We start from the raw sequence: 20,911 nt of genomic DNA on the forward strand, positions 1-20,911 counted from the left end.
TCGGGACGCTAGACCAGAATGATCAGCTGACCGGCTCGACGCTCTCGCCGGGGGCGCGACCACTCACCCGTTCGGTCTCAAGGGCGCTCTGCAGGATCACCACGGCGGCAGCCTGGTCGATCACCGAACGGCCCTTCTTCGAGTTCCGGCCGGAGGCCCGCATGGCCTGGGCGGCGGTGACCGTGGTCATCCGCTCGTCCACCAGACGGACCGTCACCGGGTAGAGCAGCATGGCCAGCCGGCCCGCGTACTCGCGGACCTTGGCGGCGGCCGGACCCTCCTTGCCGCTCAGCGAGCGCGGGAGGCCGACCACCACCTCGATGGCGTCGTACTCCTCGACGATCGCCTTGATCCTGGCCTGCGAGCGGCCGCCCGCCGGGACCGTCTCCACCGGGGTGGCGATCAGCCCGTCGGGGTCGCAGGAGGCGACCCCGATCCGGGCGTCGCCCACGTCCACGGCGATCCGGCGGCCCCGGCGGAAGACCTTCTCCTCCTGAGCCTCCATCAGTTGGCGCGCTCCGCGACCAGGCCGCGGACGGCGGCGATCGCCTCGTCCACGGCGGCCGGGTTGGTGCCACCGCCCTGGGCGACGTCGTCCTTGCCACCGCCGCCGCCGCCGAGGGTCTTGGCGGCGACCTTGACCAGCTCACCGGCCTTGACGCCGCGGGCGCGGGCGTCCTCGTTGGTGGCGATCACGGTCACCGGGCGGTCGTTGGCCACCGTGAAGACGGCGACCACGGACGGGCGCGAGCCCAGCCGGGCCCGGACGTCCAGGACCAGCTTGCGCAGGTCGTCGGCGCCGGTGCCGTCGGCCACCCGGGCGGCCACCACCGAGACGCCGCTGACGTCCTCGGCGCTCTCGGTGAGACCGGCGGCGAGCGCGAGCACCTTCTCGGCGCGGAAGCGCTCGATCTCCTTCTCGGCGTCCTTGAGCTTGGCGAGCATGCCCGAGATCTTCTCCGGCAGCTCCTCCGGACGGCCCTTGACCAGCTCGGTGAGCTGGGCCACGACCGTGTGCTCCTTGGCCAGGAACTTGTACGCGTCGGCGCCGACCAGCGCCTCGACCCGGCGCACACCGGCACCGATCGACGCCTCGCCGAGCAGCTTCACCAGGCCCAGCTGGGCGGTGTTGCCGACGTGGGTGCCACCGCAGAGCTCCTTGGAGAAGTCGCCGATGGTCACCACCCGGACGGCGTCGCCGTACTTCTCGCCGAACATCGCGATGGCGCCGGCCTTGCGGGCCTGATCCATCGTCATGACCTCGGCGGTGACCTCCAGCTCACGGGTCAGCACGTCGTTGATCTTCTGCTCGACGTCCACCAGCACCGAACCCGGCACCGCGGCGGGCGAGCCGAAGTCGAACCGGAACCGGCCCGGGGCGTTCTCGGACCCGGCCTGGGCGGCGGTGGGGCCGAGCGCGTCCCGCAGCGCCTGGTGGGTCAGGTGGGTGGCGGAGTGCGCGCGGGCGATCGCCCGGCGGCGGTCCAGGTCGATCTGGGCGTACGCGTGCGCGCCCAGCACGACCTCACCGACCACCACGCGGCCCTTGTGCACGACCACGCCGGGCACCGGCGCCTGCACGTCGCGGACCTCGACCACGGCGCCGGAGTCCAGCCGGATCCGGCCCTGGTCGGCGAGCTGGCCGCCGCCCTCGGCGTAGAACGGGGTGCGGTCGAGCACCAGCTCGATGTCGTCGCCCTCGTGCGCGGCCGGGGCCGACACACCGTCGACCAGCAGGCCGACCACGGTGGCCTCGCCGTGCGACTCGGTGTAGCCGGTGAAGACCGTGGCACCCGAACGGTCCGCCACCTCGCGGTAGGCGGAGACGTCGGCGTGGCCGTGCTTCTTGGCCTTGGCGTCGGCCTTGGCCCGGTCCCGCTGCTCCTTCATCAGGGTGCGGAAGCCGTCCTCGTCCACGCTCAGGCCCTGCTCGGCGGCCATCTCGAGGGTGAGGTCGATCGGGAAGCCGTAGGTGTCGTGCAGCTGGAACGCCTTGGCACCGGCGATCACGGCCGAACCGGAGGACTTGGTCTCGGCGACGGCCGAGTCCAGCAGCAGGGTGCCGCTGCGCAGCGTCTCGAGGAAGGAGGCCTCCTCGCCGACGATGACGGCCTCGATCCGGTTCTTCTCGGCGAACAGCTCCGGGTACTGCGGACCCATCGCGTCGATGGTGATGTCCGAGAGCACCTTGGCGACCGGCTCGGTGGCACCCAGCAGGCGCATGTTGCGGATCGCGCGGCGCAGGATGCGGCGCAGCACGTAGCCGCGGCCCTCGTTGCCGGGGGTCACGCCGTCGGAGACCAGCATCACCGAGGTGCGGATGTGGTCGGCGACCACCCGCAGCGAGACGTCGGACTTCACGTCCGCGCCGTAGGTGTGGCCGGTCAGCTTGGCCGCCCGGTCCAGGATCATCCGGCTGGTGTCGATCTCGAAGAGGTTGTCGACGCCCTGCAGGATGGTGGCCAGGCGCTCCAGGCCGAGGCCCGTGTCGATGTTCTGGTTCGGCAGGTCGCCCAGGATCGGGAAGTCGTCCTTGCCGGAGCCGGCGCCACGCTCGTACTGCATGAAGACCAGGTTCCAGATCTCCATGTAGCGCTCGCCGTTGACGGCCGGGCCGCCCTCCTCGCCGTACTCGGGGCCGCGGTCGTAGTTGATCTCCGAGCACGGACCGCACGGACCGGGGACGCCCATCGACCAGAAGTTGTCGGCCTTGCCCAGGCGCTGGATGCGCTCGGCCGGGACGCCGATCTTGTCGCGCCAGATGGCCTCGGCCTCGTCGTCGTCCTGGTAGACGGTGATCCAGAGCTTCTCGGGCTCCAGGCCGTAGCCGCCCTCCGCGACGGGGGTGGTCAGCAGCTCCCACGCATAGCTGATCGCCCCCTCCTTGAAGTAGTCGCCGAAGGAGAAGTTGCCGCACATCTGGAAGAAGGTGCCGTGCCGGGTGGTCTTCCCGACCTCCTCGATGTCCGGGGTCCGGACACACTTCTGCACGCTGGTCGCGCGGCTGAAGGGCGGCTTGACCTCGCTGAGGAAGTACGGCTTGAAGGGCACCATGCCGGCCGGGACCAGCAGCAGGGTGGGGTCGTCGGCGACCAGGGACGCCGACGGAACAACGGTGTGGCCGCGCTCCTCGAAGAAGCGCAGCCAACGGCGGCGGATCTCTGCCGACTCCATCATTGGTCCTTCCGGTTGGTGGTTCCGCCGGGCAGCTCGTCGAGCTGACGCGGCGTCGAATCAATGGCTTGGGGGGTCTTGCTCGTACGAAGGCTGGGGCGCAGGGCGGCAGCGGGGGAACCCGGTGCCGCCGAGATAGCTCGGTACTGGGGCTCACGACGCAGCGCTCGCCGGCTCGGCTCGACCACGGCGGTGCCGTCCAGCCCGAGGTCGCCGCGCAGCTGCTCCTCGCGCTCGGCCATCCCGGCCCGGACGTCGGCGGCGAACTGCTTGGCCGCGTCGCCCAGGTGCAGGGCGCCGCGCGCGGCGGTACCTGACAGGCTGTCGGGCGTGAGCCGGTGCACGGCCTCGTTGGCCTTGTTCATGGCCCAGACGGTGGCTCCGGCACCGACCGCCATCCAGAAGATGCGTCGCACCATGGTCAGCCCCTCACCGCTCGCCGTACCCGGCCCAGCAGACCGCCGCCGCGCGGGGCGGTGGCCGCCCGGACCTCGGCCCGGATCAGCCGCGCCAGTTCCTCGCGCTCGCCCGCCTGCTGGGGCACCGTCAGACCGGCCTGCTGGCGGCTGACCGCCTTGCGGACGCCGTAGCTGAAGGCGGCCACCTTCACCAGCGGGCCGCCGATGGTGGCGGCGACGGTGGAGGAGAGCGCGTTGGCGTTGGCGGCGGCGTCCTGCACGTTGGCGGTGATCTCGTCGACCCGCTCCAGCTGCTCGTTCGCGCTCCGGACGGCGGCGCCCGCGTCGGTCAGCAGCGGCACGGCCTGCTCGGTCACGGCGGCGACCAGCACGGTGGCCTCACGCAACACCTTCGACAGCCGCACCAGCACCACGGCGAGCAGAGTGACCAGGACCGCCCAGAACACGGCCACCAACAGGCCGGCCAGCTCTCCCACGGACACCTTGCGCGCTCCCTACTTGCCACGTAGCTCAGGTTTGAACCCTATCGCGCCCAGCAGCCGTCTACGGTCCAGGGGCTCGGGGAACTGCGACGCCGACCGCCGGAGCGTTGCACCTGCGTAGATGGTCAGGCACTTTGCGTTTTGACCCGCACGCCAGATCTCCTCGCCGTTCCCCGAGCCCCTGGACAGTGCAACTTCCGCAGTCAGTAACCTACCGGCCGGTCACGTCGTTGGGCGGAATGGCTCGCAGGTCGCGGGCCCTGGGTCCCAGCCACGGGGGCGACCGAAGTGTTCAGTGCGACAGACCGGCTGCCCGCCGAGTTGACCAGCTTCGTCGGCCGCGAAGCCGAACTCGCCGGCTTGGCCGGGCTGTTGCGGGCCGGACGGCTGGTCACCGTGACCGGCCCGGGCGGCGTCGGCAAGACCCGCCTCGCGCTGCGCGCGGCCGCCGCCGCAGCGCACCGCTTCGCGGACGGCGTCCGGCTGGTCGAGGTGGGCGCCGTCCAGGACCCGCTGCTGCTGGGGCACGCCGTGCTGGAGGCGCTCCGGCTGACCGACTCGACCGCCCGGCCGCCCGAGGACGTGCTGGTCGAGCAGCTGGCCGACCGCGAGCTGCTGATCGTGCTGGACAGCTGCGAGCACCTGGTCGCGCCGTGTGCCGAGCTGGTGGCGACGCTGCTGCGGGCTGCCCCCGGCCTGCGGGTGCTGGCCACCAGCCGGGAGACCCTGCGGGTGCCGGGCGAGCACCGGATGCCGGTCTCCCCGCTGCCGGTGAGCACCCCGGACGGGGCTCCGGCCGAGGCGGTCCGGCTGTTCGCCGACCGGGCCGCCGCCGTCCTGCCGGGCTTCGAGCTGACCGACCGCAACCTGGCCGAGGTCACCCAGCTCTGCCGTCGGCTGGACGGCATCCCGCTGGCCGTCGAGCTGGCCGCCGGACGTCTGCGGGCGCTCTCGGTGGAGCAGATCGCCCTCCGGCTGAACGACCGCTTCCGGCTGCTCACCGGCGGCGACCGGAGCACCCCCGAACGGCACCAGACCCTGCGCACCACGATCGGCTGGAGTCACGAGCTCTGCACACCGCAGGAACGTTTAACCTGGGCCCGCCTCTCGGTCTTCTCCGGCAGCTTCGACCTGGAGTCCGCCGAGTACGTCTGCGTCGGCGACGGCCTGGCCGCCGAGGAACTCCTCGATCTGATCGGCGAGTTGATCGGCAAGTCGGTGCTGCTCCGGGAGGAGGGCGAGCTCGGCGTCCGGTACCGGCTGCTGGACACCCTGCGCGAGTACGGCGCCCAGTGGCTGCGCGCCACCGGCGAGGAGTACCGGCTGCGCTGCCGGCACCGCGACTGGTACCTCGGGATGGCCGGCTGGGGCGAGGTCGAGTGGTTCGGCCCGCGCCAGCAGGAGACCGCCGAACGGACCAGGCTGGCCCACCCCAACCTGCGCACCGCGCTGGAGTTCTGCCTGGCCGAGCCCGGCGAGGAGCAGCTCGCGCTGCTGCTGGCCGGCACGCTCTGGTTCTACTGGGTCGGCTCCGGCCACCTGGGCGAGGGCCGGCACTGGCTGGACCGGGCGCTGGCGCTGGCCCCCGAGCCGACCGAGGCCCGGGCCAAGGCGCTCTGGGTCACCGGGTACATGGCCACCCTGCAGGGCGACCTGGTCCGGGCCAGGCCCGCGCTGGCGGAGTGTCACCGGCAGGCGCTGGAGACCGGCGACGACCGGGCGCTGGCCTACGCCGTGCACCGGCAGGGCTGCGCCGCCCTGATCGGGGACGAACTCGGCCGCGCCACCGAGCTGTTCGAGGACGCGCTGTGGCACTACGACGCGATCGGCGAGCTGAACAGCAACGTGCTGATGGCGATGTTCGAACTGGGCGTCGCCTACCTGTTCCAGGGCGAGACCGAGAGCGGTCTGCACTGGTTGGAGAGGGTCCGGGAGACCTGCGAGGAGCACGGCGAGCAGTGGGCGTACGCCTACGGGCTCTACGCGATGGCGTACTCGAACTGGACGGCGGGCGAGCTGCGCACGGCCCGGGCGCACGCCCGCGAGTGCGTACGGCTGAACCACCTGTTCCGGGACCTGCTCGGGGTGGTGCTGGCGCTGGACATGCTGGCGGTGCTGGAGACCGAGGGCCCCGCGCCCGACCTGTACGAGGCCCGGGTGCTGCAGGGCGCGGCGCACCGGATCTGGCGGGCCGTCGGGAAGCCGTTCTTCGGATCCAGCTCGTTCACCGGTCCGTACCGGACCTGTGAGGAGCGGACCCGCGAGGGCCTGACCGAGCAGGAGTTCGGCGAGGCGTTCGGGCTGGGCGCGGCGCTGGACCTGGACCAGGTGGCCGCCCGGGTGCTCGGCCGGGAGCCGGTGGAGCCCCCCAGAAACGGGCCGAGCCCCGCAGCCGAAAGGCTGCGGGGCTCGGTACCGACCGCGGGTCAGCGCGAGTAGTACTCGACGACCAGCTGCTCGTCGCAGATCACGGGGACCTCACGACGCTGCGGGGCACGGTCCAGGCGGAACGCCAGGGCGCGGAGGTTGACCTCGAGGTACTTCGGGGTCTGACCCTCGCCCGCGTAGCCACCCTCACGGGCGACCTGGAACGGGACCTTCTCCTTGCTACGCTCACGCACGGTGACGACGTAGCCCGGCTTCAGCTGGAACGACGGCTTGTTGACCTTGCCACCGTTGACCTCGATGTGGCCGTGAACGACCATCTGGCGGGCCTGGTAGATGGTGCGGGCGATGCCCGAACGCAGCACCAGCGAGTCGAGGCGGACCTCGAGCTCGGCGATCAGCGCGTCACCGGTCTTGCCCTCGGCCTTCTTCGCGCGGTCGAACGCGCGGGCCATCTGCTTCTCGCTGAGGTCGTACTGCGCGCGCAGACGCTGCTTCTCGGTCAGACGGACCTTGTAGTCAGAGTTCTGCTTGCGGCCACGGCCGTGCTGGCCGGGCGGGTACGGGCGGGCCTCGAAGTACTTGACGGACTTCGGGGTCAGCGGAATGCCCAGGGCACGGGCAATCTTGACCTTGGGGCGCTTCTGGTTCGCCATGAACCAAACCTTCCTTGCGAATGAATACGGCTGCACCAGGTGTTGATGGAGGTCGCTCCTCGCGACCAGGAGAAAAACCACCCCAAGGGGTGATCAGCCGCTCTCCGGGCCGGGCACATCTGTGCTTGCACACGTGCGGCCCATCGCCGGGAAGGTGATGGGCTGCCCGCGACACCGAAAACGGTGCGCAACGCTCCAGGAGACTCCCTGCGAGAGGGAGGCTCGGGCCACTGCCCCGCTGGTGCGGACGGTCGATGGGCTCTCGCTCACCGCCGTACCCGGGACAAGGCACTTCGAGACAGCATACAGGTTTACTGATCTCCCCTGAGCCGGGCCCTGGTCCACTCCACGGTGTCCGCGTACCGGGCCTCGCCGCCGCGCCTGGTCGGCCGGTAGTACTCCTTGCCGTGCACCGCGTCCGGCGCGTACTGCTGGCCGGCGATGCCCTCCGGCAGGTCGTGCGGGTACTGGTAGCCCTGGGCGTGACCGAGCTTGGCCGCGCCCTTGTAGTGCCCGTCCCGCAGGTGCGGCGGCACCGCCCCGGCCAGGCCCTGCCGGACGTCGGCCAGCGCCGCGTCGATCGCCAGGTAGGCCGCGTTCGACTTGGGGGCCAGGGCCAGCGCGATGGCGGCCTGGGACAGGATGATCCGGGCCTCCGGGAAGCCGATCAGGGCCACCGCCTGGGCGGCCGCGACGGCCGTCTGCAGCGCGGTCGGATCGGCCAGGCCGACGTCCTCGCTGGCTGAGATCATCAGCCGCCGGGCGATGAAGCGCGGGTCCTCCCCCGCCTCGATCATCCGGGCCAGGTAGTGCAGCGTGGCGTCCACGTCGCTGCCCCGGATCGACTTGATCAGGGCGCTGGCCACGTCGTAGTGCTGGTCACCGTCCTTGTCGTAACGGACCGCCGCCTGGTTCACCGCCGTCTCGGTGGTGGCCAGCGAGATGGACTCCTCGCCCTTCTCCAGCGCAGCCCCGGCCGCCGCCTCCAGCGTGGTGAGCGAGCGCCGGGCGTCGCCGCCGGCCAGCCGGACCAGGTGGTCCTCCGCCTCCTGGCTGAGCGTCAACTGCCCGCCGAGCCCCCGCTCGTCGGTCACCGCGCGGCGCAGCAGCAGCCGGATGTCCTCGTCGGTCAGGGACTCCAGCGTGAGCAGCAGCGAGCGGGACAGCAGCGGGGAGATCACCGAGAAGTACGGGTTCTCCGTGGTGGCGGCGATCAGGGTGACCCAGCGGTTCTCCACGGCGGGCAGCAGCGAATCCTGCTGGGCCTTGGAGAAGCGGTGGATCTCGTCCAGGAACAGCACCGTCTCGCGGCCCGACATGCCGACCGCGCGCCGGGCGCCCTCGATCACCGCCCGGACCTCCTTGACCCCCGCCGTGATCGCGGACAGCTCCACGAACCGGCCCTCGACGGCCTGGCTGATCACGTGCGCCAGCGTGGTCTTGCCCGTCCCGGGTGGCCCCCAGAGGATCACCGAGCTGGTCGCGGCCGGGCCCCGGGTACTGGCCACCAGCCGCCGCAGCGGCGAACCGTCCTTCAACAGCTGCCGCTGCCCGGCCACCTCGTCCAGGGTGCGCGGGCGCATCCGTACGGCCAGCGGGGCCCGCCCGGGCTCCTGGCTCTGGCGTTCCTCGGCGGCTGCGGTGAAGAGGTCCGGTTCCACGCCTTGAAGGGTATGCCAGCGCGCCGACAGCCCTTACTTCTTCAGCTTCGCCGCATGGTCCGGTACGTACTTCTGCAGATCGCGCGGCGGCCGCTGGTAGCCCCTGGCCTTCGGCCGGGGCGGCAGCTCCACCGGGGGCATGGTGACCTCGTGGTACGGCAGCGTGGAGAGCAGGTGGGCGATCATGTTGATCCTGGCCCGCCGCTTGTCGTCGCTCTCCACCACGTGCCAGGGCGACCCCGGGACGTCGGTGTAGACGAACATCTCGTCCTTGGCCCGGGAGTACTCCTCCCAGCGCGAGATCGACTCGGTGTCCATCGGCGAGAGCTTCCAGCGCCGCATCGGGTCCTCCAGCCGGTCCTGGAACCGCCGCTCCTGCTCAGTGTCGCTGACCGAGAACCAGTACTTGCGCAGCTCGATGCCCGCCTCGATCAGCATCCGCTCGAAGGTCGGAGCCTGGTGCAGGAACTGCCAGTACTCCTCCGGGGTGCAGAACCCCATCACCTTCTCGACCCCGGCCCGGTTGTACCAGCTCCGGTCGAACAGCACGATCTCCCCGGCGGCGGGCAGCTGCTCCACGTACCGCTGGAAGTACCACTGGCCGCGCTGACGCTCCGTCGGGACGGGCAGGGCGGCGATCCGGGCGACCCGGGGGTTGAGGTACTCGGTCACCCGTTTGATGGCGCCGCCCTTGCCGGCCGCGTCCCGGCCCTCGAAGAGCACCACCAGGCGGACGCCCTCGGCCCTGACCCACTCCTGGACCTTCACCAACTCGCTCTGCAGGCGGAGCAGTTCCTTCTCGTACAGCTTCTTCGGAAGCCGCTTCCCGCCGTCCGCCGCCATCGGGCCCTCCGCTCACGGGTGCTGATGAGCACTCACGTTACGGCCGATCAACGACGCCCGCAGGTCGGCTCGGGGCGGCCCGGTACCGGAAGACCCCTGTACTGCCGGTACCGGAACCCGCCGGCGAGGGCCCAACCCTGCCGCAGACCCGACCCACCGGTCCAATTCCCCGTTCCATAACCTGTGGGCATGGATATCGACACCCGGTTGCTGCGCTCCTTCGCCGTGGTCTGCGAGGAGGGTCAGCTCACCGCGGCGGCGGCCCGGTTGTCCCTCTCCCAGCCCACCCTGACCAAGCAGATCCGGCAGCTGGAGACCCAGCTCGGGGTCCAGCTCTTCGAACGCACCCGGGCCGGCGTCACCCCCACCCCGGCCGCCGAGGCGCTGTCCGGCCACACGGCGGCCGTCCTGGACGGCTGGGACGGCGCGGTCCGGGCCACCCGGCAGGCCGCCACCGAGGCCGAGCACCTGCTCCGGGTCGGCTTCGAGGGCAGCACCATCAACCTGGTCGGCCTGGCCACCATGGCGGAGTTCGGTAGACGGATGCCGGGCTGGCAGGTCCGGATGCGGCAGAACAACTGGTTCGACGTCACCTCCGGCCTCGGCACCGGCGAGATCGACCTCGCCCTCTGGCACGCCCCCGCCGACCTCGGCCCCGAGTACGCGGCCGCCCGCCTCGCCGTCGTCGACCGGATCGCCGTGCTCTCCTCCGAACACCCGCTGGCCGCCCAGGAGGTCCTCGACGTCCGGGACGTGCTGGCCGAACCCTTCGTCGCCATCCCCGCCGAGGCCGGCTTCTGGCGCGACTACTGGCTCGGCGCCGCCGAACGCGAGGGCCGCCCGGCCCGGATCGGCGCGGTCGCCCACAACGCCGACGAATGGCTCGCGGCAGTCGCCTGCGGCCAGGGCATCGGCTTCGCCCCCGAAGCCATGCGCCGCCTCGCCTCCCGCCCCGACGTCGCCTACCGCGACGTCACCGGCCTGAGCCCCAGCCACGTCGGCCTCTACTGGCTCCGCGAACGCCCGATGACCCCGGCCATGACCGCCTTCATCGACGCCTGCCGCGCCACGGTGAAACTCACCTGAAGTGGCACACGCCAGGGGCTCGGGGAACTGCGACGGTTCGTGGCTGGCGGGTCAAAATGCGAAAGTGCCTGACCACATATGTACGTTGAACGCTCCTGAGGTCGGCGTCGCAGTTCCCCGAGCCCCTGGTGCTTAAGCTGCGTTGAAAGGCTCCGGGTAACAGCAGTGCCCCTTCGGGCTTCCGTCGTACGCCGGGAGCGTGAGCGCCTGGAAGTACTCCCCCGGCACGTCGAACGGCCCGGTCACCTCGTGCTCCGCCGCCGGCCCGAAGCCGAAGCGGCCGTAGTAGTCGGGGTCCCCCAGGACCACCACGAGCTTCTCCCCCGCCTCAGCGGCAGCGTGCAGCGCTGCGCGCACCAGCAGCACCCCCACCCCCTTGCGCTGCCACTCCGGCGCGACCGCCACCGGCGCGAGCGCCAGCCCGGTCGCCTCGCCGACCTCCAGGCGGGTCAACAGGACGTGTCCGACGATGAGTTCGCGTTCGTCCACGGCGACCAGCGAAAGCGCCGGCAGCCAACTGCCGTCCCGGCGAAGGGCGTCCACCAGGTCGGCCTCGTCCGGTCCGGGAAAGGCGGCCATGTGCACCCGACGGGTCGCCGGAGCATCCGAGGGGTGCTCAACTCTGGTGCTGACGTTCATGGTTGATCCTTCCACGCCTTTGTGGACGAGATGATACGAGAGCCCCGGCCGGTGCGAACCGCACACCGACCGGGGCCCTGATCGTACAGATCCTGCGTCAGGCCTCGTTGGCCGTCTCGGACTTCGCCTCGTCGCGCTGCTTCGGCTTGGCGTCGACACCGGCCTCCCGGCGCTGCGCCGGGGTGATCGGGGTCGGTGCACCGGTCAGCGGGTCACCACCGGTGGAGGTCTTCGGGAACGCGATGACGTCCCGGATGGTGTCGTACCCGCCGAGCAGGGTGACGATGCGGTCCAGGCCGAACGCGACCCCGCCGTGCGGCGGCGGGCCGTAGTTGAAGGCGTCGAGCAGGAAGCCGAACTGCGACTGCGCCTCCTCCTCCGACAGGCCGATCGCGTCGAACGCCCGCTTCTGCACGTCGCGCTGGTGGATACGGATCGAACCGCCGCCCAGCTCCGAGCCGTTCAGCACCAGGTCGTACGCGTTCGAGAGCGCGCTGCCCGGGTCGGTGTCGAAGGTCGCGAGCGACTCGGCGGTGGGCGCGGTGAACGGGTGGTGCACCGCGTGCCAGCCCTGGAACTCGCCCTTGTCGTCCTCGATCGGCTCGAACATCGGGAAGTCGACCACCCAGAGGAAGGCCCACTGCGACTCGTCGATCAGGTTGCAGCGACGGCCGATCTCCAGCCGGGCCGCGCCGAGCAGCTCCTGCGAGGCGGTCTTCTTGCCGGCCGCGAAGAACACCGCGTCGCCCGGCTTGGCACCGGCGGCGGCCGCGAGACCGGCCAGGTGCTCCTCGGAGAGGTTCTTGGCGACCGGGCCGCGCAGCTCGCCGGTCTCGGCGTCCACCAGCACGTACGCCAGACCGCGGGCGCCGCGCGCCTTGGCCCAGTCCTGCCAGGCGTCCAGCTGCTTGCGCGGCTGGGAGGCGCCACCGGGCATCACCACGGCGCCGACGTACGGGGCCTGGAAGACCCGGAACTCGGTGCCCTTGAAGTACTCGGTGAGGTCGGTGAGTTCCTGGCCGAAGCGGACGTCCGGCTTGTCGGAGCCGTAGCGGTTCATCGCGTCCGCGTAGGTCATCCGGGGCAGCGGGCTCGGGAGCTCGTAGCCGTGCACCTCGGACCAGATCCGGGAGACGACCTTCTCGCCGAGCGCCAGGATGTCCTCCTGGTCGACGAACGAGGCCTCGATGTCGAGCTGGGTGAACTCCGGCTGCCGGTCGGCGCGGAAGTCCTCGTCCCGGAAGCAGCGGGCGATCTGGTAGTACCGCTCCATACCGGCCACCATCAGCAGCTGCTTGAACAGCTGCGGCGACTGCGGCAGGGCGTACCAGTGACCCGGCTGGAGCCGGACCGGCACCAGGAAGTCGCGGGCGCCCTCGGGGGTGGAGCGGGTGAGGTACGGCGTCTCGATGTCGAGGTAGTCGTTCTCCTCCATCACCGTACGGATGATGTGGTTCACCTTGGAGCGCAGGCGCAGCGCGCGGGCCGGGCCCTCGCGGCGGAGGTCCAGGTAGCGGTAGCGGAGCCGGACCTCCTCGTTGACCGTGCCGGGCTCGTACTCGGCGACCTGGAACGGCAGCGCGGCGGACTCGGAGAGCACCTCCAGGGCGCCGACCACGACCTCGACCTTGCCGGTCGGGATCTCCGGGTTCTCGTTGCCCTCCGGGCGGACCCGGACCTCGCCGACGACCTTGACGCAGTACTCGGAGCGCAGGTCCCCGATCGCCTCCAGGTCGCGGGCCACGATCTGCACGGTGCCGGAGGCGTCGCGCAGGTCGATGAAGGCCACCCCGCCGTGGTCGCGGCGGCGGGCGACCCAGCCGGCCAGGGTGACGGTCGTTCCGGCGTGCTCCGCGCGGAGCGTGCCCGCGTCGTGCGTGCGGATCACAGCTGCTTCTCCTTCAGGGTGGTGACGAGTGCTTCGAGTTCGACGGGGATCTGCTCGCCGGTGGTCATGTCCTTGAGCTGGACCACACCGGCGGCGAGATCTCGGTCCCCGGCGACCAGGGCGAAGCGGGCGCCGGAACGGTCGGCGGACTTCATGGCGTTCTTGATGGTCTTCACACCGAAGGCGAGGTCGGTGGCGATCCCGGCCCGGCGCAGCTCGGTGACCTTGCCGAACAGCACGTTCTTGGCCTCCTCGCCGAGCGCCACGGCGTACACCGAGGTGGTGGCGGGCAGGTCGAGGACGATGCCCTCGGCCTCCATCGCGAGGAAGGTGCGGTCCACGCCGAGGCCCCAGCCGACGGACGGCAGCGCGGGGCCGCCGAGCATCTCGGAGAGACCGTCGTAGCGGCCGCCACCGCCGATCGCGGACTGGGCGCCGAGACCGCCGTGCACGAACTCGAAGGTGGTGCGGGTGTAGTAGTCCAGGCCGCGGACCAGCTTCGGGTCGTCGACGAAGGCCACCCCGGCGGCGGTCAGCAGCGCGCGGACCTGCTCGTCGTAGGCCTTGCACTCCTCGCACAGGAAGTCGCGCAGCATCGGCGCGTCCACCAGCTGGTCCTGCACCGACTGCCGCTTGTCGTCGAGCACCCGGAGCGGGTTGATCTCGGCCCGGCGGCGGGTGTCCTCGTCCAGGTCGAGACCGGCCAGGAAGTCGACCAGCGCGGTGCGGTAGACCGGGCGGCACTGCTTGTCGCCCAGGCTGTTGAGCAGCAGCTGATAGTTGCTCAGCCCGAGCGAGCGGAACGCGTCGTCGGCCAGGATGATCACCTCGGCGTCCAGCGCCGGGTCCTCGGCCCCGATCGCCTCGGCCCCGATCTGGGCGAACTGGCGGTAACGGCCCTTCTGCGCCCGCTCGTAGCGGTAGAAGGAGCCCGAGTACCAGAGCTTGACCGGCAGGTTGCCGAGCTTGTGCAGGTTGGCCTGCAGGGTGGCGCGGACCACCGAGGCGGTGCCCTCGGGGCGCAGCCCGAGCTCGTCGCCGCCCTTGGTGGTCAGGCTGTACATCTCCTTGGAGACGATGTCGGTGGACTCACCGACGCCCCGGGAGAAGAGCTTGATGTCCTCGAAGACGGGTGTCTCGATGTAGCCGTAGCCGGACCGGCGCAGCGGGGCACTCAGCCGCTCGCGGATCGCCAGGAAGGTGGCGGAGCTCGGCGGCAGCAGGTCGTAGGTGCCCTTGGGGGCGGTGAAGGTGCTCAACTTCTCTATCCGTCACATTCCTCGTCGCGGGAAGGCCGGGGCGCCGAGCGCTCCCGCCGCCTGCTGGAGGTAGGGGTTGGTGGCGCGCTCACGGCCGATGGTGGTCTGGCCGCCGTGACCGGAGAGGACCACGGTGGCGTCGTCGAGGGGCAGGCAGACCCGGGCCAGCGAGCGCATGATCGCCTCGCTGTCTCCCCCCGGGAGGTCCGTACGCCCTACCGAGCCGGCGAACAGCAGGTCGCCCGAGAACAACACCGGTGGGATGTCGTCCTGCGAAGGCGTCCGGAAGGTCACCGACCCCTTGGTATGGCCCGGCGCATGATCGACCGTCAGATTCAGCCCGGCCAGCTCCAGCACGGCACCGTCGGTCAGCTCCCGTACGTCGTCCGGCTCGCCGACCGTGATCGAGCCCATGATCTGCTGCCCGAGCGCACGGCCCAGGCCACGGGCCGGGTCGGCCATCATGTAGCGGTCCTCGGGGTGGATCCAGGCCGGGACGCCGCGCGCGCCGCAGACCGGCACCACCGAGGCGATGTGGTCGATGTGCCCGTGCGTCAGCAGGACGGCGACCGGCTTGAGCCGGTGCTCCCTGATCAGGTCCTCGACACCCTGCGTCGCCTCGTGCCCGGGGTCGACGATCACGCACTCCTCACCGGCTGCCGGCGCGACCAGGTAGCAGTTGGTGCCCCAGGCCCCGGCGGGAAATCCGGCGACGAACAACGTGATTCCTCTCAATCGGGTATCGATCAGCTGCGAAAGCTCTATGACTTCCGCCAGCCTACCGGCGGCGGGGCACCGGTTCCTAACCGATTGGCAGCGAGCCCACTCCGCCTCCACCGGCCCAATCGTGATCTCGGACCTGCACAGTTGATCTCGTACTTACACACGAGGTCCCTACACTTGGCCGCCTGCGGATGCGATGATCCGCATCAGCATCCCCAAGAACTCCCCATCTTTCAGGAGACACGGCCGGTGGTCACCAGCGAACAGCGTCGACGTCAGCTCGCCCGCGAGAAGTACGAGCGGCAGATGGAGCGTCGGGTCGAGGCCCAGAAGAAGGCCAAGCGGCGCAACGTGATCGTCGGCGGCGCCCTCGCCGTCGTGCTGGTCTCGGTGGGCAGCGCCTTCGCCACCGGGGCCTTCGACTCCGACCCCAAGACCAAGGACACCGCGCAGGCCACCCCGACGCCGCCCGCCGCCGTCACGCCGGTCAAGGGCTGCGAGACCCCGGCCGCCGGTGCGCCGAACGGCAAGCAGTGGAAGACCGAGCCCGCACTGACGGTCGACACCAAGGCCACCTACACCGCGAAGCTGGCCACCAGCTGCGGCGAGGTGACCCTCACGCTGGACGCCGCCAAGGCGCCGCACACGGTGAACTCCTTCACCTACCTGGCCGGTGAGCAGTACTTCGATCACGTGAAGTGCCACCGCCTCACCACCCAGGGCATCTACGTGCTCCAGTGCGGTGACCCGACCGGCACCGGTTCGGGCGGCCCCGGCTACCAGTTCGCCGACGAGAACCTGACCGGCGCGACCTACCCGGCGGGCACCGTGGCGATGGCCAACGCCGGCCCCGGCACCAACGGCAGCCAGTTCTTCCTGGTCTACAAGGACACCCAGCTGCCGCCGAACTACACCCCGTTCGGGAAGATCACCGGTGGGCTCGACGTGCTCACCAACATCGCCGGTGGCGGCGTCAAGGGCGGTGGCGGCGACGGTGCCCCGAACGCCGATGTGGTCCTCAACTCGGTGACCGCAACCAAGAGTTGACCGGTCACGTGGCCGGGCCCCGGGCGACCGGGGCCCGGCCACGCCGGAACCCGACCGGGCCGGATACGGACAACGCCGGTGCTGGTCGCCTATCTTGCTTGTTGTATAGGGTGCCCTGACCGTCGGCCGTCACCCTCGGCGCACGACAACTCGACGGCTCGGACGGCGGACTCCATCGGTCCGCCGCACATCAACTGTGGACGACGTACGTGCCCCGTGCGGGCCGTGACGTCATGTGGAGGAGGCGCGCTGTGAGCAGCGAACCGTGGGGCCGTGTCGACGAGCAGGGGACCGTCTACGTCAGGACCGCCGACGGCGAGCGCGTCGTCGGCTCCTGGCAGGCGGGCTCCCCCGAGGAGGCCCTCGCCTACTTCGAGCGGAAGTACCAGGGCCTGGCGGCCGAGATCGCCCTGCTGGAGCACCGGGTCCGGAAGACCGACCTGGCCACCAAGGACGCCCAGACCGCCCTCGACCACCTGCGCGCGCAGGTCGTCGAGGCCCACGCCGTCGGCGACCTGGAGTCGCTGGCCAAGCGCCTGGACACCCTGACCGGCGAGATCGAGACCCGGCAGAACGAGCGCAAGATCGCCAAGGCCAAGGCCCAGGACGAGACCCGGGCGGCCAAGGACAAGCTGGTCGCCGAGGCCGAGCAGCTCGCCGAGTCCACCCAGTGGCGGGAGGCCGGGGACCGGCTGCGCGCGCTGGTGGACATCTGGAAGGGTCTGCCCCGGCTGGACCGGAAGAGCGACGACGAGCTGTGGCACCGCTTCTCGCACGCCCGCTCGGTCTTCTCCAAGCACCGCAAGGCGCACTTCGCCACCCTGGACTCCGAGCGCGAGCAGGCCCGGGCGGTCAAGGAGAAGCTGGTCGCCCAGGCCGAGGCGCTCTCCAGCTCCACCGAGTGGGGTGACACCGCCGCCGCCTACCGGGATCTGATGACCAGTTGGAAGGCCGCGGGCCGCGCCCAGCGGGACGCGGAGGAGGAGCTGTGGGCCCGGTTCCGGGGCGCGCAGGACGTCTTCTTCCAGGCCAGGTCGGCCACCTTCAGCGAGCGGGACGCCGAGCAGGGCGAGAACCAGAAGCTCAAGGAGGCCCTGCTGGTCGAGGCCGAGGCGATCCTCCCGATCACCGACCTGAAGGCCGCCAAGGCCGCGCTGCGCGGCGTCAGCGAGCGCTGGGAGGCCATCGGCCACGTCCCGCGCGACGCCAAGCCGAAGCTGGACGCCCGGCTCAACACGGTCGAGCGGGCGATCCGCGAGGCCGAGGAGGCCGAGTGGCAGCGCTCCAACCCGGAGGCCCGGGCCCGTGCCACCGGCATGACCAGCCTGCTGCAGTCCGCCGTGGACAAGCTCCAGGGCGAGCTGGACAAGGCCAGGGCGGCCGGCAACGCGAGCAAGGTCGCCAAGCTGGAGAACGAGCTGGCGGGCCGTCAGCTCCTGCTCGACCAGGCCCTGAAGAGCCTGGAGGAGTTCAGCGGCTGATCCGCTGACAGCACGCGAAAGGGCCCCCACCGAGGTGGGGGCCCTTTCGCGTGGCCGGGGTTACTTCCGGGCCGAGGTGACCCGGTAGACGTCGTACACGCCCTCGACGCCGCGGACCGCCTTGAGCACGTGCCCGAGGTGCTTCGGGTCGCCCATCTCGAAGGTGAAGCGGCTCATCGCCACCCGGTCCCGGGAGGTCTGCACCGCCGCCGACAGGATGTTGACGTGCTGGTCGGAGAGCACCCGGGTGACGTCCGAGAGCAGTCGGGACCGGTCCAGCGCCTCGACCTGGATCGCCACCAGGAAGACCGAGGACTGGGTGGCGGCCCACTCGACCTCGATCATCCGCTCCGGCTGCTGGGTCAGCGCCTCGACGTTGACGCAGTCCGAGCGGTGCACCGAGACGCCGTTGCCGCGGGTCACGAAGCCGACGATCGGGTCGCCCGGCACCGGGGTGCAGCAGCGGGAGAGCTTGACCCAGACGTCGTCCACGCCCTTGACGATGATGCCCGGGTCGCCCTTGGCCCGGCGCCTGGTGGCCCGGTTCTGATGGGTCGTCGGGGTCGCCGTCTCGGCCAGGTCGTCGGTCGCGCCGTCCTCGCCGCCGAGCGCCTGGACCAGCTTCTGGACGATGTTCTGCGCCGCGACGTGGCCCTCGCCGATCGCCGCGTACAGGGACGAGATGTCCGGGTAGCGCATCTCGTGCGCGAGGGTGACCAGCGAGTCGCCGGTGAGGATGCGCTGGATCGGCAGACCCTGCTTGCGCATCGCCCGGGCGATCGCCTCCTTGCCCTGCTCGATCGCCTCCTCGCGGCGCTCCTTGGAGAACCAGGCCTTGATCTTGTTCCGGGCCCGGGGCGACTTGACGAAGCCCAGCCAGTCCCGGGACGGACCGGCGTTCTCCGCCTTGGAGGTGAAGACCTCCACCGCGTCGCCGTTCTCCAGCGTCGACTCCAGCGGCACCAGCCGGCCGTTGACCCGTGCTCCTATGCACCGGTACCCGACCTCGGTGTGCACCGCGAAGGCGAAGTCCACCGGGGTGGCCCCGGCCGGCAGCGCTATCACGTCACCCTTGGGGGTGAAGACGAAGACCTCGTTGTTGGAGAGGTCGAAGCGCAGCGACTCCAGGAACTCGCTCGGGTCCTCGGTCTCCTTCTGCCAGTCCAGCAGCTGCCGCAGCCAGGCCATCTCGTTGACCGCGCCGGCCTTGTCGTCCTTGCGCACCTGGGACGGCGTGTCGGTACGGACCTTGGAGGCGCCCGCCACCGCGCGCTGCTTGTACTTCCAGTGCGCGGCGATGCCGTACTCCGCGCGGCGGTGCATGTCGAAGGTGCGGATCTGCAGCTCGACCGGCTTGCCGCCGGGACCGATCACCGTGGTGTGCAGCGACTGGTACATGTTGAACTTGGGCATCGCGATGTAGTCCTTGAACCGCCCCGGCACCGGGTTCCACCGCGCGTGGATGGTGCCCAGCGCCGCGTAGCAGTCGCGGACGGTGTCGACCAGCACCCGGATGCCCACCAGGTCGTAGATCTCGGCGAAGTCGCGGCCTCGCACGATCATCTTCTGGTAGACCGAGTAGTAGTGCTTCGGCCGGCCGGTCACCGAGGCGGTGATCCGGGCGCCCCGCAGGTCGCCCTGGACCTGGTCGATCACGGTGGCCAGGTACTCGTCCCGCTTGGGCGCCCGCTCGGCCACCAGACGCACGATCTCGTCGTACATCTTGGGGTAGAGGATCGCGAAGGCGAGGTCCTCCAGCTCCCACTTGATGGTGTTCATGCCCAGCCGGTGCGCCAGCGGGGCGTAGATCTCCAGCGTCTCGCGGGCCTTCTGCTCCTGCTTCTCCCGCTTGAGGTACCGCATGGTGCGCATGTTGTGCAGCCGGTCGGCCAGCTTGATCACCAGGACCCGCGGGTCCTTGGCCATCGCGACGACCATCTTGCGCACCGTCTCGGCCTGCGCGGCCTCGCCGAACTTGACCTTGTCCAGCTTGGTGACGCCGTCGACCAGCAGGGCCACCGCGTCGCCGAAGTCCTTGCGCAGGGTCTCCAGGCCGTACTCGGTGTCCTCGACGGTGTCGTGCAGCAGACCGGCCATCAGGGTCGCGGCGTCCATGCCGAGTTCGGCCAGGATGGTCGCGACCGCCAGCGGGTGCGTGATGTACGGGTCGCCGCTCTTGCGCTTCTGGCCCCGGTGCCACCGCTCGGCCACCTCGTAGGCCCGCTCGATGTCGCGCAGCAGGGCCGGGTCGGCCTTCGGGTCCTGGGCCCTGATGGTCCGGAACAGCGGTTCGAGCACCGGGTTGAGCACGGTGCTGCGCTGGCCGCCGAGGCGGGCCAGCCGGGCCCGCATGCTGCCGCTGGCGGAGGGCCGGGGCGCCGAGGGGGGCGGTGTCGGCCGTACCGGGGTGGCCCCCGAGGGCATGGGCCGACTGTCGGGGGCGGCGGCCTTGGCCGTGGGCACAACCTCGTCGGGCAAGGACACTCCTCGTGGCGCGGTGCCTTCCCCTCGCACGAGAAGGGGAACGGATGATTCTTCATGGTACCGAGCCCGGGTAAACGCCGAGGCACGGGCATCCTCAGGATGCCCGTGCCTCATGCGTCACGCAGGTTCAGACCGTGATCAGGGTCTCCAGCGGCGCGTCGCCCAGGTGCGGGGCGAGCCGCTCGCGGCCGTCCAGGAAGCCGAGCTCCATCAGCACGACCACCCCGGCCAGCTCGGCGCCGGCCCGGCGGACCAGGTCCAGCGAGGCCCCGATGGTGCCGCCGGTGGCCAGCACGTCGTCGACCACCAGCACCCGCTCACCCGGGGTGAAGGCGTCGCACTGCACCTCGAGGGTGGCCGAGCCGTACTCCAGGTCGTAGGACTGCTCGTGCACCTCGCCGGGCAGCTTGCCCTGCTTGCGAATCGGCACGAAGCCGAGCCCGGCCGCGAAGGCCGCCGGGGCGGCCAGCACGAACCCCCGTGCCTCCAGACCGACCACCTTGGTCGCACCGAGTGCCCTGGCCCGGTCGGCCAGCGCCCGGGTGAGGGCCGCGAAGGCCTCGGCGTCGGCGAGCAGCGGCGCGATGTCCTTGAACAGCACGCCCGGCTTCGGGTAGTCCGGTACGTCCCTGATCCGGCTGTTGAGCAGCTCGGCCAGGACGGGGTCGGGAGAGGTCACGGGGG

At 70.9% G+C, this 20,911-nt stretch carries 17 protein-coding genes; 4 read left to right on the forward strand and 13 right to left on the reverse strand.

Translation table 11 applies throughout. From position 1 onward, the window contains the following. Window positions 1–22: 22 nt before the first annotated feature. The 4 genes from ruvX to F4556_RS04225 are packed head-to-tail and all read right to left on the reverse strand — an operon-like array spanning window position 23 to window position 4,075. Window positions 23–505 (reverse strand): Holliday junction resolvase RuvX, encoded by a 483-nt coding sequence (gene ruvX / locus F4556_RS04210; RefSeq protein WP_184911716.1) that lies wholly within the window; start codon window positions 503–505, stop codon window positions 23–25. Further along, window positions 505–3,174 (reverse strand): alanine--tRNA ligase, encoded by a 2,670-nt coding sequence (gene alaS, locus F4556_RS04215; RefSeq protein ID WP_184911717.1) that lies wholly within the window; start codon window positions 3,172–3,174, stop codon window positions 505–507. The genes ruvX and alaS overlap by 1 nt, the downstream gene beginning before the upstream one ends. After that, entirely contained in the window at window positions 3,174–3,593 is a 420-nt protein-coding gene (locus tag F4556_RS04220; protein ID WP_184911718.1) for a DUF6167 family protein, read from the reverse strand. Before F4556_RS04220 ends, alaS begins: the two co-directional genes overlap by 1 nt. A gap of 2 nt (window positions 3,594–3,595) precedes the next feature. Continuing rightward, entirely contained in the window at window positions 3,596–4,075 is a 480-nt protein-coding gene (locus tag F4556_RS04225) for a DUF948 domain-containing protein (protein ID WP_057228183.1), read from the reverse strand. 288 nt (window positions 4,076–4,363) lie between these two features. On the opposite strand from F4556_RS04225, the gene F4556_RS04230 reads away from it, so the two are divergent. Continuing rightward, window positions 4,364–6,514 carry an ATP-binding protein gene (locus F4556_RS04230; protein ID WP_184911719.1) on the forward strand — a complete coding sequence of 717 codons (2,151 nt, stop codon included), beginning with the start codon at window positions 4,364–4,366 and terminating at the stop codon, window positions 6,512–6,514. On the opposite strand, the gene rpsD is transcribed toward F4556_RS04230, so the two are convergent. The 3 genes from rpsD to ppk2 form a co-directional block, all read right to left on the reverse strand. Then, window positions 6,502–7,116 (reverse strand): 30S ribosomal protein S4, encoded by a 615-nt coding sequence (gene rpsD, locus F4556_RS04235; protein WP_184911720.1) that lies wholly within the window; start codon window positions 7,114–7,116, stop codon window positions 6,502–6,504. The two genes, F4556_RS04230 and rpsD, sit on opposite strands and share 13 nt — an antisense overlap. A gap of 311 nt (window positions 7,117–7,427) precedes the next feature. After that, window positions 7,428–8,777, reverse strand: a complete 1,350-nt coding sequence (locus tag F4556_RS04240) for a replication-associated recombination protein A (RefSeq protein ID WP_184911721.1) — start codon at window positions 8,775–8,777, stop codon at window positions 7,428–7,430. A 33-nt stretch (window positions 8,778–8,810) separates the two neighbouring features. Beyond that, the gene (gene ppk2 / locus F4556_RS04245) at window positions 8,811–9,620 is read right to left on the reverse strand and encodes a polyphosphate kinase 2 (protein WP_184911723.1); all 810 of its coding nucleotides are present in this window, start codon (window positions 9,618–9,620) and stop codon (window positions 8,811–8,813) included. Between the two features lie 189 nt (window positions 9,621–9,809). On the opposite strand from ppk2, the gene F4556_RS04250 reads away from it, so the two are divergent. After that, window positions 9,810–10,706, forward strand: coding sequence for a LysR family transcriptional regulator (locus tag F4556_RS04250; protein ID WP_184911725.1), 897 nt, complete (start codon window positions 9,810–9,812; stop codon window positions 10,704–10,706). Window positions 10,707–10,838: 132 nt separating this feature from the next. On the opposite strand, the gene F4556_RS04255 is transcribed toward F4556_RS04250, so the two are convergent. From F4556_RS04255 to F4556_RS04270, 4 genes are all read right to left on the reverse strand, one after another. Next, on the reverse strand, window positions 10,839–11,345 hold the full coding sequence (locus F4556_RS04255; protein WP_184911727.1) for a GNAT family N-acetyltransferase: 507 nt from the start codon (window positions 11,343–11,345) through the stop codon (window positions 10,839–10,841). A gap of 97 nt (window positions 11,346–11,442) precedes the next feature. Beyond that, window positions 11,443–13,233: an aspartate--tRNA ligase gene (gene aspS / locus F4556_RS04260; RefSeq protein ID WP_184911728.1), complete on the reverse strand. Its 1,791-nt coding sequence runs from the start codon at window positions 13,231–13,233 to the stop codon at window positions 11,443–11,445. Further along, window positions 13,230–14,492, reverse strand: coding sequence for a histidine--tRNA ligase (gene hisS / locus F4556_RS04265; RefSeq protein ID WP_184911730.1), 1,263 nt, complete (start codon window positions 14,490–14,492; stop codon window positions 13,230–13,232). The genes aspS and hisS overlap by 4 nt, the downstream gene beginning before the upstream one ends. A gap of 12 nt (window positions 14,493–14,504) precedes the next feature. After that, the gene (locus F4556_RS04270; RefSeq protein WP_184911731.1) at window positions 14,505–15,212 is read right to left on the reverse strand and encodes an MBL fold metallo-hydrolase; all 708 of its coding nucleotides are present in this window, start codon (window positions 15,210–15,212) and stop codon (window positions 14,505–14,507) included. 252 nt (window positions 15,213–15,464) lie between these two features. On the opposite strand from F4556_RS04270, the gene F4556_RS04275 reads away from it, so the two are divergent. Next, window positions 15,465–16,262, forward strand: coding sequence for a peptidylprolyl isomerase (locus F4556_RS04275; RefSeq protein WP_184911733.1), 798 nt, complete (start codon window positions 15,465–15,467; stop codon window positions 16,260–16,262). 251 nt (window positions 16,263–16,513) lie between these two features. Continuing rightward, window positions 16,514–17,743, forward strand: a complete 1,230-nt coding sequence (locus F4556_RS04280) for a DUF349 domain-containing protein (protein WP_184911734.1) — start codon at window positions 16,514–16,516, stop codon at window positions 17,741–17,743. Window positions 17,744–17,803: 60 nt separating this feature from the next. On the opposite strand, the gene F4556_RS04285 is transcribed toward F4556_RS04280, so the two are convergent. Both F4556_RS04285 and F4556_RS04290 read right to left on the reverse strand, forming a co-directional pair. Then, the gene (locus tag F4556_RS04285) at window positions 17,804–20,167 is read right to left on the reverse strand and encodes a RelA/SpoT family protein (RefSeq protein WP_184924257.1); all 2,364 of its coding nucleotides are present in this window, start codon (window positions 20,165–20,167) and stop codon (window positions 17,804–17,806) included. A 187-nt stretch (window positions 20,168–20,354) separates the two neighbouring features. Continuing rightward, complete coding sequence (locus tag F4556_RS04290) at window positions 20,355–20,906, reverse strand: adenine phosphoribosyltransferase (protein WP_184911735.1); 552 nt, start codon at window positions 20,904–20,906, stop codon at window positions 20,355–20,357. Between the last annotated feature and the right edge of the window lie 5 nt (window positions 20,907–20,911).

Origin of the sequence: Kitasatospora gansuensis (genome assembly GCF_014203705.1) — a bacterium.
Classification (GTDB): domain Bacteria; phylum Actinomycetota; class Actinomycetes; order Streptomycetales; family Streptomycetaceae; genus Kitasatospora; species Kitasatospora gansuensis.